At 46.5% G+C, this 16,175-nt stretch carries 7 protein-coding genes; 5 read left to right on the top strand and 2 right to left on the bottom strand.

All coding sequences use genetic code 11. From position 1 onward, the window contains the following. Window positions 1-191 (bottom strand): hypothetical protein (locus AS151_RS22520; protein WP_211517568.1); only part of this gene is annotated, 191 nt, incomplete at its 3' end. A 63-nt stretch (window positions 192-254) separates the two neighbouring features. On the opposite strand from AS151_RS22520, the gene AS151_RS10275 reads away from it, so the two are divergent. Then, complete coding sequence (locus tag AS151_RS10275) at window positions 255-560, top strand: DUF433 domain-containing protein (protein WP_139240604.1); 306 nt, start codon at window positions 255-257, stop codon at window positions 558-560. A 387-nt stretch (window positions 561-947) separates the two neighbouring features. Beyond that, a complete protein-coding gene (locus tag AS151_RS10270; RefSeq protein WP_071516961.1) occupies window positions 948-1,505 on the top strand; it encodes a Uma2 family endonuclease in 558 nt (185 codons plus the stop codon). Window positions 1,506-1,628: 123 nt separating this feature from the next. Here AS151_RS10270 and AS151_RS22805 read toward each other — a convergent pair whose 3' ends face one another. Further along, window positions 1,629-7,478: a S8 family serine peptidase gene (locus AS151_RS22805; RefSeq protein ID WP_071516960.1), complete on the bottom strand. Its 5,850-nt coding sequence runs from the start codon at window positions 7,476-7,478 to the stop codon at window positions 1,629-1,631. A gap of 1,000 nt (window positions 7,479-8,478) precedes the next feature. Between AS151_RS22805 and AS151_RS22080 the strand changes: the two genes are divergently transcribed. The 3 genes from AS151_RS22080 (at window position 8,479) to AS151_RS10255 (ending at window position 16,141) form a co-directional block, all read left to right on the top strand. Further along, window positions 8,479-8,616, top strand: coding sequence for a hypothetical protein (locus tag AS151_RS22080; RefSeq protein WP_170861365.1), 138 nt, complete (start codon window positions 8,479-8,481; stop codon window positions 8,614-8,616). Next, entirely contained in the window at window positions 8,613-15,467 is a 6,855-nt protein-coding gene (locus AS151_RS10260) for a S8 family serine peptidase (protein ID WP_071516959.1), read from the top strand. The genes AS151_RS22080 and AS151_RS10260 overlap by 4 nt, the downstream gene beginning before the upstream one ends. A 62-nt stretch (window positions 15,468-15,529) precedes the next feature. Next, complete coding sequence (locus AS151_RS10255; protein ID WP_139240603.1) at window positions 15,530-16,141, top strand: hypothetical protein; 612 nt, start codon at window positions 15,530-15,532, stop codon at window positions 16,139-16,141. Window positions 16,142-16,175 lie beyond the last annotated feature (34 nt).

The following is a 16,175-nucleotide window of genomic DNA, read 5'->3' as shown; positions in this document are numbered from 1 at the left end:
TTCCAAAACAAATTTTTGCCATAATCAAGCCACATCAAAACCACAAATTCCGTAGGGGCAACCCCCCGTGGTTGCCCCCTTCCCAGTAGTTCCCAATCGGATTTCGGTAAGGAGCGATCGCATTTTGTTTGCAGAATTTGGAGAATCGCGATCGCGTTTGGGAAATATAATTTTAAAGAGTGAGATCGCAAGAACTGATGCAATCAAAACAATTTTGGGATATATTCACCGATAGGGCATAACTTTGAGGAGATTTGATAATGGCAGTTATTTCAGAACATATTGAAATCACGCCAGGCATCTGTGGTGGCAAACCCCGTATTGCCGGTCATCGGATTCGAGTTCAAGACGTTGTCATTTGGCACGAACAAATGGGAATGTCTCCCGATGAAATTGTCTCGCGGCATCCTACCATTACGTTAGCTGATGTTTACGCAGCCTTAGCTTATTATCACGACCATTTTGAAGAAATTCGACAACAAATTCGAGATAGTGAAGCTTTTGTACGACAGTTACAAGCTGAAATTCCTTCTAAAGTACAGCAAAAATTAAAAGGATAAGGTTTTGGTTAAAATTCGATTTCACTTGGAGGAGCAAGTCGAACGGTTGATGAAGAACAATTAGCTTTTATTATTTTCCAACAGCGTGAATTTTTACCCAAGACGACGATTTTTTAGCGATTCACAAACAGGGAAGAGAGCATTATGGCATTGTGTATTGCCACCAAAATACTCGCTCAATTGGTGAAATTATACGTGAATTAATTTTAATTTGGGAAGTTCTCGAACCATTAGACATGAAGAATTACATAGAGTTTATCTAATAATCGCGATCGCGTGTTTGGTTTTGGGATTTGGGGAAATGCGATCGCATGAAAAAAGTACAACCATTCCGCTTATAAAAAACAGTGCTACAATGGAACAATATAAAGCCTTTTCAGAAAGCGTATGGCAATAACCAGTCGCCAACTCAGCCTGCAAGAATTTCTTCAGTTGCCGGAAATTGACGAATCGCCAGCTTGGGAATTGGTTGACCAGGTTCCCAGGCAAAAACCCATGCCAACAGCTTACCATAGCATTCTTCAGAAACGTTTGGTGGCAGCGATCGATGCTTGTGATTCTCCTTACGAAGCATTTCCCAAACTACGTTGTATGGTAGAACCGCATTCTATTGTTTCCGATATTGTGGTTATGCGGCGAGAGCAAATACCAACTGGAAATTCTCCATTTGTGGGTGCCCCACCTTGGATCGTTGAAATTTTATCTCCCAACCAAAGTACGACAAAAATTATTGCCAAGATGCACATTTGTTTGCAGGCAGGCAGTCAATTGGGTTGGTTGATTGACCCAGGGGAGAAAATTGTTATCGTTATGCGATCGCGTTTTTCCGAAGTTGGCAAAGGGCAAAATTATTTTAGTGTATTTCAAGGAGAGGAAGTTTTACCGGTTTTAGAGGGATTGGATTGGGAAATTATGCCGGTGCGAATGTTTGGCTGGTTGTTCTAGTGTGGATGGTTTTGGTGGATTTGTAGAAAAAAGCGATCGCTCGGTTGAGAAATGGAGCGATCGCGTGTTTGGTTTTGGGAGTTTGGGAAAAGCGATCGCTATTCGTTTTGATTGTGGGACTCGTCAATTTCTTCTATTAGTCCTAGAATTTTTAAGATGTATCTTTTTACCATTTGAAAAAATCGTATCGTTTGGAAAATTCCAATGATACTGTAAACTCGTACTAGAACCAGTTATGTTATATTCATTTGCCAGGCCATACTTGTGAAATTCACCCATAAATTTATCAGTTATCTCTATCCCCATAATATTAGTTTTCTTTTTCTCATCCCAGTTATAGCGGTCAAAAACATGTACCTTGAAATTAGCAGTAACATCTGAAGAGCCTGAACCAGAAGGAACAGAATTGATGACGCCTGTAATTCTGTAATAAAATCCACCTAGCGCATAAAACCAATCCTTGCTTTTATGTTTTTGGGCGTAAAATTTTGTATCCAAATCCCAAGGCATACTAACAGAAAACTCTAAATTGTTATGAACACCAAGAGATTTAATTTTTCTTCGAGCACGATTAGCAAGATCCTTTATATCCTCTTCTATTACCTCCTTAAAATCAGGTAAATCTTGTATCATCGAATCAACATTTAGATCCTCTATAGGGCTACCTGTATTGTTAAGATAATGCCTTAAATGTCGAGCCGCATTTTTCCAGCCCAAAACCACCTCAAAGCTATCAGCAATCTCGTCTCTTAGTCTATTCTTGAGATATGGCAAATGTAGCTTATTCCAAGGTAACGCTTTCTTCTCACTTGTACCTTTATCAGCTAATTTTTTATTGGCTTCTTCAAAATTTGGTTGATCCTCCAATGGTTCCTTGATTATTTTACTGCGATTAGGTGATGTTGAATCGCTGGAGTCGCCACCATCTCCTTTTTCGTACCAAGATTTTTGACCATTAGGCTGAAGGACCAAATGTCCGTTTTCGTAATAATGAGTGACGACACCGTTGCTACTTTCTTGCGTTTCTATATGATTCCCTGCATCGTGAGGAACTCCCCCATGACCAGGCTGCGGTGGTACCTCTTCATCGGAACCTTCCGTAACGTAATAAGCAGCTACGTAACCTGTCTTATCTTTAGCCTCAACCTTGTACCATTTTGTGCGATCGCCTGGATATTCACCACCAGATACTTCTTCCAGGATAGTCAGCTCGCTTCCTTTTGGTAACTTACCAATGATGGAATCATTCACAGACGGACCGCTGCGGAAATTCAAAGAAACACTGCCCACATTGTCATTAACATATCCTGGTTTGGGACCAATGTTTTCAGCGGGAGGTTGGTTGCTATCATTATCAACTTGAACGCCAGGCACGCGAAGGAAACGGTCGGGATCGTTAGCTGAAATTGTCCGAACGTTATGAAGCGTACCTTCACCACCACCGTCCCAGTTCGTCTTCCAATGAGATTCGGAGATGACGATTGTACCGTCGGAATTCACACGTTCGACAACAGCAACATGATTGGCTCCATTGCTTGTCCACTGTGCGATATCACCTGGTTGAGGATTGGAGACAATTTGCGTTCCATTGGAACTTTGATGGTGCCATTCGTTGGCATTCCCAGTCATGGACTGTAATGCAGCTTTATTGCCACCAAGCTCAAGAACGCGACCGTGAGCGTACCAAGTACAATTTCCTTCCGTGTTACCGGTATTGTCCACTAAGCTGGAACCATACATGGATTGAGCAAAGATATTGCCATAGGTATAGTATTGTGGACGATTTTCAAAGTATGCTGCTCCTTTCTGAGACAAGATGGGATTGGGAAGGGAGCCAGACGAACCTGGATCGGGTGATGTAGATTCTTCCGGTGCCTGAATGGAAGGTCCACTATTGGGATAGCCATAAATATAGGCACTAGGTACCCAGTAGTCAGTTCCAGCAATGCGATACCATAACTCATCCGCTTTGCCGGTCCAGAAATCGTTTACAGCTTCCCCATAAGTCCAGGCATCGAATTCCAGGTACTTATCACTGACAGCAGCCATTCCCGAGCCCCATTTATCATCAACCTCTGGACTGCGACGGTAGGCTACGCCATACCAAGGGTGACCAATGGGAGCCACCGTACCATCAAAGGATTCATGTGTGATGTCATAATTGAAATCAACTGCTCGTTCTCCTGCTGTAACCTCGCCTTCACCGCTCCAACTATCGGGAGCAAACAGAGGTTCCGGATCGTACTCTTGGGGTGTCGTCACCCGTGCCAAATTCACAGCCGCCGCTATATTCAGCAAACCAGCACCGGTTTGTTCGTCCCAATTGGGATTATCCAAGTCAGTAGCCGTATCCTTCAGCAAATCCAAAACCTGACGGTAGCTTAAATCCGGATTGGCAGCCCAAACTTGAGACACAGCACCTGTTACTTTCGCCGTGGCTACCGAAGATCCTTTCATGGTGCCCACACCATCGCCTACCGTCGAAAACACCCCATCATCTTCCGTGCCACCTTCAGCGACAATATCCAACGTCCGTCCGTAACTGGAATAATCCGCACGTTCGTGTCCGCGAGCATCCGAAACACTTGCATCAGTTTCTTCCGCCGCACCCACGGTAATCAGATTGTCAAACTCTTGGGAAGCTTGACCCAAAGCTGACATTACGCCGCCATCGTTGCCAGCCGCAACCACAACCGCCACGTTGTTCTGCCGTGCGTATTCCAACGCTTTCCGTTCCTCTGGCGTCAACTCGTAGCGAGTAGTAACGTTGCCATCTTCGTCAGTTTGGGTCAAATCCATACTCAAATTGACCACAGCATTCTCGCGACCCGACTCTTGCACCTGGTCAACAAACTCATTCAAAGATTCTTCCCAATTGTTGCCGCCAACGCCGCGACCCAACCAAACCGGTGCTTCGTCGTTAATACCATCAATGCCTTCACCATTGTTTTGCTGTGCGGAAATCAATCCCAGGGTGTGAGTACCGTGTTGGTTGCCTTCGCCTTTCTCTAGCAAGGGATTGTCATCCCCATCCACGCGGTCTTGACCCAGGGTGACGTTATCGTAGTTAATATCTGGATTGTTGCCAGCAAAGCCGGTGTCGATAACACCAACCAGGGGTTGGTCGGCTTTAGGAGATTCAAACTGACTAGCCGGCGTTGTGGCTAATTTTTCCTCGATACTCCGTTTCGTTTCCGCAGGCGAGGTGGTTTCGGTTTCGCTTTGCTGGTTTGGTGACGAGGAAGAGTCTGCCGCCGCATCGCCGTCGTTGGCATTATCCAGTTGTTCGGTATCGCCAGATTCAGCCACCGTGGTTTCGCTACTGCCGTCACCTACATCGGCTGGCATATCTTCGTAGGTAACCGTCTCTGGGTCAAAACCATCGTCGCTACTGTCGCCGGCAGTGGTTTCTTGGCTATCCCCAGATTCGCTACCGCTACTGTCGCTTTCGGAAGTGGTTTCTTCAGAAGCCACCGTTTCTGGCTGGGAAGATTGGCTGGATTCTTCCGTTTCTTGGGAAGTTTCCTCGGATCGATCCACCGATTTAGAGGAAGTTTCCGTTGGTTTGCTGTCTGAAGAGGTGTCGGCAGAGGTATCCGCAGACTTGTCGGTGGATCCTTGGGAAACTTGGGTGGCTTCGCTGTCTTTAGAGGAGTTTTGGGTTTGGGAAGCAACGGTTTTCTCAGATTCGGAAGATGGTTGTTGCTGGGAAGTTTCGCTGGATTTTTCCGAAACCACTTTCTCTGGAGATGTTTGCGTTTGTTGTTGGGAATCTTCAGAAGTAGCGATTTCTTCCGTTTCTGGCTGCGATGCTGCTGGCGAATCTTGGCTGGATTCTTCCGAAGTACTGGTTTCGGGAGATTTTTCGGCGGAGTTATCGCTAGATTTTTCCGAAACCACAGTTTCTTCCGTTTCGGCAGATGCTTCGCTGGATGGTTCTTTACCGGATTCGTCAGAAGTGCTGGTTTCGCTAGATTTTTCGGAAACTGCAGTTTCTTCTGTTTGCTGAGATGGTTCTTGACTAGATTCTTCCGTTTCTGGTTGCGACGTTGCGGAGGAATCTTCGGTTGACTCGTCAGCAGGTGTTGTCTGTTGGGATGTTTGGGAATCTTCTTTGACCGCAGCTTCGCTATCTTCGGTGGTTTCTTGGCTGCTATCTGCCTCGGAATCGGAATCAGAAGAGGATGGGTTGTCTTCTACTACGGTTTGTTGGGAATCTTCCGTGGTTTCGCTATCGGATGGGGTGCTTTCGCTGCTGTCGGAACTACCAGCACTGGTATCGCCACTGTCGGCTTCACCACCAGCATCCGGCATTTCTGGGGTAATGTAGGGTTTGGTGTATTCGATTAAGGCTTTCCCTAAATCTTTGCCTCGCCAGTCTTTTCCTGAGGTGACCATCTCATCCATGGATGGTGCTTCTCCGCTGGCACCCCGTACTTGGAAGATAACGTCATTGTAGTCGCGATCGCTATTTTCATCCACCCGCCAGTCTTCCATGGCAAAGGTGTTCCCTTCTCCCGTTACATCCACAATCTGACCGAAGTGCAAACCATCGTTGGGATTGGCTGTCTTCAGAGAAAACAGGGGTTTCTCGTCACCACCCACGTCGGGATTGTCTACCACATCGCTAACTCGACCATTGGGAACCAACATGACGCCAAATTCATCCCCTGGTTTCATCTGGAAGGTTTTCACGCTTTGGTAGCTACCGGCGTTTTGATTTTCTTCTCCCAGACGACCTTCAAATTTGGCACCTTCGTCTTGGTCGGAAATGACGATGTGACCGGATTCGGAGTCACTAGCGGCACGATTGGCGGCTTCTTGGATAAATTCGCGGCTGCCGGGTTGAATTTCTTCCATGCCTTCTAGGCTAAAGATGGCAACTTCGCCTTCGTAACCGCCGCCGTCAAATAAATAATCTACGCCAATTTGACCGCTTTCATCCACGGTGAATTTCCCGGTGGTGTATTCCACAGGAGAGGTTTCGCTTTCGGCGGTGTCGCTTTCGCTATCTTCGCTGTTGCTGGCTTCTGTGGTTTCGTCGGTTTCTTCGGTGGTAGTGTCGCTATCTTCGGAACTGCTTTCTTCTGCGGTGGTCTCAGTTTCTTCCACTTTTTCCGAATCGCTGCTTTCTTCGGTGGTAGTGTCGCTATCTTCGGAACTGCTTTCTTCTGCGGTGGTCTCAGTTTCTTCCGCTTTTTCCGAATCGCTGCTTTCTACCGTGGTAGTTTCGCTATCTTCTGCCGATTCTTCGCTGGTTTTTGCGGTGGTTTCGCTTTCAGAAGTTTCGGAAGCATCGCTGCTATCGGCTAGTTGACTCTCGCTATCTTCTGCCGATTCTTCGCTGGTTTTTGCGGTGGTCTCACTTTCAGAAGTTTCGGAAGCATCGCTGCTATCCGTCGAACTGCTATCGTCTGTCGATTCGGAACTGGTGGTATCGCTGTTTTCCTCACTGCTAGGAGAAGATTTTTCCGAGTCTGCTGCTATCTCGCTTTCGCTATCTTCGCTGTCGGTTTCGCTGCTGGTTTTCGTGGTTTCTTGAGAATCCGATTCGCTGTTGCTGCTGGTTTCCGAATCGCTGCTGCTAGCGGTTTCTGTGTTTTCTGCCGATGAATCGGATTCGCTGCTGGTGGTGGTATTGCTTTCGCCATCGCTAACGGTTTCGTCGCTAGCTTCCTCGTCGCTTACAAACTCAATTTCTTCTAAATCTTCTTCAGGTATGGGGTCTTCCCCTTCACTACTTGCTGTATCTTCTTCATCTGGTAACTCAGGTACCTGTGCGTCGTCGCTTGGGGAATCTCCTTGTAAGATTGCGGGGTCTAACTCCTCACCATCCACACCACCGCTGGGGGTGAGGATGGGTTCCAGAGCAAATCCCTGCAATGCCTCTTGTTTTTGGGAATTTGGGGCGTTTTCTTCGCGGTTGGCGGCTCGGCGCGAACGTTTTTGTTTGGAAGAGAGAAAGTCGAACATGGCTGATGCACCTCTGATGGCAGCTGGGAAAATAATAGGCTCCGCATCGCTAAACCCAGGACTTGAGCGATCGCAAATCAGAGTCTTGATATTTTCCTTTCTACTATCTCTCTCAGGTTATTGTCCACCCTTTTTACGGAAAATTTGGAAAGATTTTGAAAATTCAGTATGGTTACGCAAACATGGCATTTTCCATTTAAAGCTTTGATAAAGTCTCACCAAATATACGGAGAATCGGGGCGGAAAAATTCTCGCCAAATCCCCACAAACTAGAACTGTGGCTGGCTCTCCCCGACACTTCTCTGGAAACCAAAATCTGGATTTTCTATTAACGAATCAAGCGAAAAGCAGATGCTGCGGCGGTTTCATCCACTGGCAGCTGGCTGTGCGATCGCGGCTGGCTATCCCCCTTTTATAGTCTCTCGAAATCATCCCCTATTTTTACGGAAAACTTCTAAAAAATTAACAAAATCATATAAAAATCATTTTTATCTTGGTAAACCTTTCCCAGCAGAACCCCCCTGAAGGGAATGGAAGCTCTTGCCAGGCACCGACAGAACGACAAAATATTTCCTCGCTCTGACGTTAGGAGAATCTCCAAAACCCTTGCAATATAAGGAATTGGGAATTTATACTCCCAAGAAAACAGCTGTTTGATTCTGCTCCTTTAGCAAAAATTTACGAAAACGACCGGTTTTTAAAGTTTTTGCAAAGTTACCAATGACTACTTTTCAAACAAGTTTTTTCGTTTTATAGTTTTTATTGTCCAAGTCTGAGCTTGTTTTTCTTGATTTCAATAATGGGGATTGCTGCCGATTCTGGCAAGAACCCCTTGTAAAAAGGAGCGATTTGCTGCCAAAAGAGGTCAAAACTAGGGGTTTTCAACGTACCAACCAATAGATTCTGGCGAACGAGGGGTTAACGAACCGCTGGTCTATTGGAAAATAGAAAATTTCTTTCAAAAAAATTGTTCCATTTCCGTAAAACGGACGCTATTTGCTTGAGAGATCTTATAGAGGCGGAAAACATCGATATCGATCCGGTTCGCAACCAGGATGCGATCGCTTTTCCCAGCCATGGGGATGTTCTCTCCCTCGCTTTGGGTGTTGTCTACCGAAAACCAGGAGTCTACCAGTGAGCGATTTACCAATTGATGAAGGCAATACAACTGCCGGTCTTTCCCCGGAAGACAATCTAAAAAACGATTCGCAGCAATTGTTGGATGGCAATTCCCCAGACGATACAGGTGTCTCGGGAGAAGAGGCAGCAAGTTCCAGCGATGAAATCCAACAATGGTCGAACGAAGATGACGAACAAGCAAAGGTCATCTTGGGTAGCAACAATCCGGAAGTGGATAGCAGCAATACGGAGTTAGAACCTTCTACAGATGGTAAAGACCCGCTAACGGGAGAATCGGAAACGGCAGACACCAGCGACGATGCCATAACCAATGGGGGAAATACTGACGATTCGCCAACTGAGGTAGACAGCGAATCAGTATCTTCCACCAATGCCGATTCCCAGCCAACGGAAAATGTGGAAAATAGCTCTTCCTCTCAGGTAGATACCAGTAGCAACGACGGTAAGACATCCAACGACACAAGTAGCGATCGCTCTTCTGGAGAAAACGATAGCCAAAGCGATGGGGAAGATACCACGGAACCATCTGTAACCAATTCCCAATCCCAGCAACAACCAGAAACCGCAAATAACGACGGTCAGACGGAAGCATCTCAAAGCAATAATTCTTCCAACGAAGAAAACGCTACAGACAACCAGTTTGAGTTTACCTCCGGTACATTTGAAGTTGGCAGTGGCGGTCAAGTGAGCGTTGACTACCTGTTTGACGGTGGTAGTTACGAAGGTGAGGTAGGGATTTTTAGCCTCCAGGGAATGGAGGAATTTTGGCAGCAGGGAGAACAAGCTTTTATCGAAGAAGCTGCCAAACGTGCCACTAGCCATTCTACACAAGGACATGTGGTCATCCGCGATCGCAGTGAGGGAGCGAGGTTTTCCGGCGAGTTGGGAGAAAGCGATCGCAACCAGGGAGACTATCCCGGCATTCAAACCTTTGAAATGGAATCGGGGGATAAATTTGCGGTGATGCTGGTTCCGAAAGGCAGCATCGAAGAAGTTGCTGAAAATCCCAGCATGAATGGCAACCAACGTCCTCTATTTTCCCTTGCCACAGCCAATCCCGACGATCGATTTCACTTAACCCAAATTGCCGATGTTACCGGCGATGGCAACACCTTTGCCATGGAAGATTTACCAGAAAATCATAACTGGTTCGATAGCGATTATAACGATTTCATTTTTCAAATTCAGGGAGCTGTCGGTGAAGCCGAATCTTTGGATAAATTAATCGACCAAGAGGAAGATTGGCGGGAGTTGGATTCTGCCAGCGAGTTAATGAGTTATGCTCGGGAAAATACAACGAATTCCAGTGAATCCGAACTTGTAGCAGAAGATAAGAACCCAAGCGATGGTAGCAACGAGCAAAGTCAAGAAAATAGCGATCGCGGTGCTTCCGAAACTGAAGTAACAGAAGCTTCTGATTCCGATTCTTCCCAGGGAACGGAAAACAACGACCAACCCACCAATGACAATCAAAATTCTCCCAATAGCGATCGCGGTGCTTCCGAAACCGAGCTAACAGAAGCGTCTGATTCCAATTCTTCCCAGGGAACGGAAAACAACGAACAACCCACCAGTGACAATCAAAATTCTCCCAATAGCGATCGCGGTGCTTCCAAAAACGAGGTAACAGAATCATCTGATTCCAATTCTTCCCAGGGAACGGAAAATAACGAACAACCCACCAATGACAATCAAAATTCTCCAAATAGCGATCGCGGTTCTTCTGAAACCGAGCTAACGGAAACTTCTGATTCGGAATCGGATGTTTCACCTCAAACAAAACAGAATAGCGATCGCGGTGCTTCCGAAAACGAGGTAACAGAATCATCTGATTCCACTTCTTCCCAGGGAACGGAAAACAACGACCAACCCACCAATGACAATCAAAATTCTCCAAATAGCGATCGCCAAACAGAAAAATCCGTAGAAACTTCTCAAGAAAGCAACAGCCAACAGTCAGAAAATAACGAAAATAGCAATGCCCAAAATTCCCAGCCATTCAGCCTGGAATCGGGGGTCTTTGAAGTAGGCGAACAAGGTCAAGTTACCTTTGACTATCTATTTGATGCTGGTTCCTACGAAAGCGAACTCGGTATCTTTAACCTAGAAGGCATGGAGAACTTCCAACAGCAGGGAGAAGAAGCCTTCTTGCGAGAAGCCGTACGACGAGCCGCCAGTAACTCTAGTGAAGGTCATGTCGTTATCGAAGATCGTCAAGAAGGAGCCAGGTTTACCGGTACCCTGGGAGAAAAAGACCGCAGTGAAGGCGACTATCAAGGCATTAAAACCTTCGAGATGGAATCGGGAGAACAATTTGGTGTGGTTCTGGTTCCGGATGGCACATTAAACGAAGCTTTAGACAGTTCCTCATGGAATGACAAACAACGTCCCATTGTTTCCTTACCCAGCCTCAACGAAGATGGACAATCGCAAATTGGACAAATCGCCGACATCACTGGAAAAGGCAATACCTTTGCCATTGAAGATATTCCCGTGGAAAATTCCAAATTTGACGGCGACTACAACGACCTCATCTTCCAAATTCAGGGAGCTACAGGCGAAACAGCTCTCTACGAAGATTTGGTGCAACCAGATGCCGATTGGACAGATACCCAACGCGGTGAGTCTCTAGTCCATTACGTCAACCGCGAAGGCAGCGATGGTTCCATTCAAGATCGTTTGTCCGACCGAGTGAAATTTGCCATTGAGCGTTCTCAAGACTTAGAGAGCCACCAACCAGAAGCATTAGCTCAAGCCGAAAAATGGGTGGTCGGTCTTGATTCTAACTATTCTTCAGCCCAATTAGCTCGTCTATTTGAAGCAGAAGATTGGGGAGCCACCGGACATATTCCCAACACCTACGTCTGGCATTTCCCCGAACAACTTTCCCCAGAACAGATTCAAAACCGGTTGGCGGATTTGCAAGGCATAGATTTTGCCTATCCCCTGGTAGCCACTGAATTGGAATCCCTATCCCCTCAAGACGATCCCCTGTATAAAAATCAATGGCATTTAGAAGAAACCAACGTTTCCCAAGTTTGGGATCGGGGGGTTACCGGAAAAGAAACCACCATCGGCATGGTGGATAACGGCATCCAACACGACCATCCCGATTTGCAAGAGAACTACCGCGCTGACCTAAGTCGGGATTTTAACGAAACCCAAGATGGAACCTACGACAACAATCCGGCACCAGAGACAGACAACACTGATTCAACTACCCAAACAGCTCACGGGACCGCTATGGCTGGCATTGCTGCCGCTTCAGGAGGAAATGGTATTGGCGGTAGCGGTGCCGCACCGGATGCTTCTCTAGCTGGATTGCGGCTGACAGGAGAGGACTCCGTCACCGGTTGGCAAATCGCCGATGCCTTATCTTACCTAAACAACGACATTGATATTTACAACAACAGTTGGAAACCAAACAATTCATTCTGGAGTTCGCCTCTGGCAGAGTATCGATTGGAAACAGGAGCGAATCAGGGACGAGATGGTGCTGGCAACGTTTATGTCTTCGGTGCTGGTAACGATGGTTTGGCCATGGGTGGTGTCAACTACAATGCCTTTGCTAATTCCCGCCACACCATCGCTGTGGGAGCTGTGGATAATACCGGCAGTCGAGCCAATTATAGCGAAATGGGCACGCCAGTTTTGTTATCTGCCCCTTCCGATAGGCTGTTGAATTCCCAATTTGACGACATCGAAAAAGCTTTAAACTCTGCAATCACCACCACTGACTTGATGGGTAGTGAGGGACGCAATCCGGGAGGTACGGAAACAGATTACCAAGATGGAGACTATACCATGCAGTCGGGTGGCACTTCTTCCGCTGCCGCCTTAGTGTCGGGCATTGGTTCGCTTATCCTAGATGCCAATCCTGACCTCACCTGGCGCGACGTACAGCATATTCTAATTGAAACTGCCCAGCAACCAGAAGCCAGCAACCCAGAGCAAACAGATAGCGGTTGGATAACCAACGGTGGTGGCTACCAGTTCCATCCCGGTTATGGGTTTGGGGTGATTGATGCCGAAGCTGCCGTAGAAGCGGCTCAAGACTGGACTCCTGTAGGTACGGAAGTGAAGCTGTCTTCTGGAGGAAGGCACCCAAACCAAACGATTTCAAACAACGGACAGCAACTCAACGATAGCATCCAGATGGAAGAAGACATCACTGTGGAATCGGCGGAAGTGATGTTTGATGCTTCCCATCCTGTCAAAGGTGATTTAGAAGTTTCTTTGGTACATACTTACACCGATCCAGAAACGGGAGAAACCATAGAAACGGAATCGTTACTAGCCACCCCCAATTCATCGACAGCAGAAGATTACAACAAGTGGATATTTACGAGTGCCTCGCACTGGGGAGAAACTTCTCAGGGAGAATGGGAGTTGCGAGTTGCAGACGAGGTGTCTCAGAACTCTTTTAAGGAAGATGGAACCTGGAACTCGTGGCAGTTAAATCTGTATGGCAGCAAACCGACAGTGACTATAGAAGCCACCGATGCGGATGCAAACGAAGGAGGAGATCCTGGTGAGTTTACCTTTAGTCGTACCGGCAATACCCACAATCCCTTGACGGTGAATTACACCATCGAAGGGGAACATCACTGGTCTCGTCCCCAAGCTAGCAATGGAACGGATTACAAGACCATCGATGAAAAAAGCATTACCATTCCCCAAGGGGAATCTTCTGTAACGCTACCCATCCAACCTCTAGAAGACGGAGAACCAGAATGGCCGGAAACAGTCAGATTGAAGCTAGAAGAAAAAGATGGCTATGAAATTGGGGCAGACAACATGGATGTGGTCACCATTTGGGATAACGAACCGCCGCAACTTCATTTTCTAGGTGATTGGTGGACTGGCCAACCCCATATTTACCATACAGACGCTTATACATCAGAAGCTGGAAATGCAGAGCATTTCTTGATTCGAAGGACTGGCAGTTTGGAAGAAGATATTACCTTTTACTATTCATTTCCTGGAGAAGCGGAAAATGGGAAAGACTTTCAAGAACTATCCGGACAAATGACACTACCAGCTCACAAGCAAGAGAATTACTTATCTTTTTATCCCATTGATGATGATGAAGTAGAAGGAGAAGAAACCTTAAAATTTAAAGCAGAGCCACATCCTTCATATACCCTGGGCGAGAACCCCACCATCCCTATAACTATTTGGGACAACGATGACAAAAATACCGTTTCGCTGGAAGCTACAGACAACAAAGCTTCTGAGTATGGCGATCCGGGCGAATTTACCATCACTCGCAGTGGCGATCTCAGCGAACCTTTAGAAGTCGATTTGTGGTTTAACGATTCTTGGCGGCATTTTACAGAAAATGATGGTACGGATTATCAAAAAGTTGACAATCCCATAACGATTCCTGCTGGTGAAGATACTTATAAAATTCAGATCGACCCCATCGATGACAATGAAATAGAAATTACTGAGTATATAGAACCCTTCATTAGAGAAAAGCCCAACTATGCTGTAGACCATTTTAATGACAGCGTATACGTTTACGATAATGAAATTCCCTCGCAAAAAGGGAAAACGCAACTCGGTAGTTCCGAAAGGGAATATAACAACGGCATAGCAGCAGATGATGCTGGCAACTCCTACGTAGCTGGTCGTACCTCTGGCGACCTAGCCGGGAATAATGCCGGTAGTTGGGATGCGTTTGTGGCTAAGTACGATGCCAATCAAAACTTGCAATGGCAACAACAGTTGGGAAGTTCTGGTTTTGACGAAGCCACAGATGTTGATGTAGATGCTGCTGGCAATATTTATGCTACTGGTTGGACGGATGGCAACTTGGCAGCTGACAGTTCCGGACGCCACGCTTGGATTGCTAAGTACGACAATGGGGGGAATCTCCAGTGGAAACGAGAGTTAGATACGTCGATTTACGATAAGTCTGGTTCCCTATACGAACTCTCTAGCAATAGCATTGCAGTGGATGCCAGCGGTCAAGCTTACATCAGTGGCTATACCTATGGCAATCTAGCGGCGGAAAATCCAGGTAGTTCGGCGGATGCTTGGCTGGCAAAATACGACACCAACGGCAACCAAACTTGGGTACGGCAGTTAGGCAGCAAGGCTTGGGATGAAGCCAATGACATTACTTTAGATGGCAATGGTTCTGTCTACCTCACCGGACAAACGGAAGGTCAGTTGGCATCCCTTGCCAATGAGAAAAAGCAACTAGCCGATAGCCAGGCAGATGATACGGATGCTTGGATTTCCAAGTACGATATCAATGGCAACCAACAATGGACCAAGCAATTAGGAACTGTGGCTTGGGATGAGTCGCAAAGCATTAGTGCCAACGCTCATAGCGATATCTACCTGTCAGGTAGTACCAAAGGCTGGATGGGAGAAACCTTTGATGGCGATAATGACGATTGGATGGCCGACTATGACGCTTGGTGGGGGGCTATTCATGGCGATCGCTCGGATTTAGGAGGAACTTATTTTGGTAAAGGCGATGCATGGGTCGCTCAGTTTCAGGCTGATGGCAATTTAAATTGGAGGCGTATTTTGGGTACCCCAGAAAGCGATCGCGCTACCGGTGTAGCGGCGGATGAGTTGGGTAATGTTTACTTAACCGGTCATACCCGAGGTCAAGTTGCCGATACACCCGCCGGGAAAGAAGATGTGTTTATCGCTCGATACAACCACGATGGTGCTTTGCAATGGTGGGAACAAGCCGGCACTGCCAATACCGAGAAAGCACAAGATTTGGCTATGAGTAGTGCTGGTCTTTTCTTGGCAGGAGATACGTTGAGTAATTTTGGTGGAACGCATCAAGGCAAAAATGATGCCTGGACGATGTATTTCCGCTAAAAAACTAGCAAACCAAACGATTTTTGTTCTTTTTGTTATTTGTTATTGGAGGTTCAACTCAAATGGCACAACTACACAGCTTAGCAAGAGTCAACACCCGCGAACTAAGAGTTCACCAATCAGAGATTCATTCCATGCGAGGTTTTTCGCTGTCTCTAGCTTCTACAAGTAACAACGAAACCACCTCTCTTGATGGCATTTGGGGATGGGTAGCTACTCCTGCTACCGGTTGGTGGGGCATCGACGTCGATGAAAGCTTTAACTGGTTTATGGAACAAGACCCCGAGGATCTGAATTGGTTCAAGCTGCTTTCATCAGAGAGCGATAATAGTGGTCCGGTTTTAGTTCCGGTCGATTCCAGTGAAGTTAATTCTAGCAGCTACGTTACATTAGCTTTAGAACCGCACGAGGAATTTTCTTCTCTATTCGAGCGAGTAGGATTGGTTTCACGTTTTGAAAGTGACAATCCGGTTTACGATGATAGTGTTTTACATGGTTTGTTTGCGAATAGCGAATATGAAATAACCAGTATTGAAAGTGTCAATTTCCAAAACTCGGAACCTGCTTCTTCTCAAGATATCCCCGAATCCTCTTCTCTACTAGGAGTTTTCGTGTTAGGCGCGATCGCGATGGGATGCTTTATCAAATCTCGCTTTCGAGAAACCATGTCCTAAGCTGTAGAGGCGATTCGCGAATCGCCTCTATATA

Source organism: Geitlerinema sp. PCC 9228 (genome assembly GCF_001870905.1).
Taxonomy (GTDB): domain Bacteria; phylum Cyanobacteriota; class Cyanobacteriia; order Cyanobacteriales; family PCC-9228; genus PCC-9228.
Note: the sequence above shows the minus strand (reverse complement) of the source record. Positions and strands in the feature narration are given on the sequence as shown.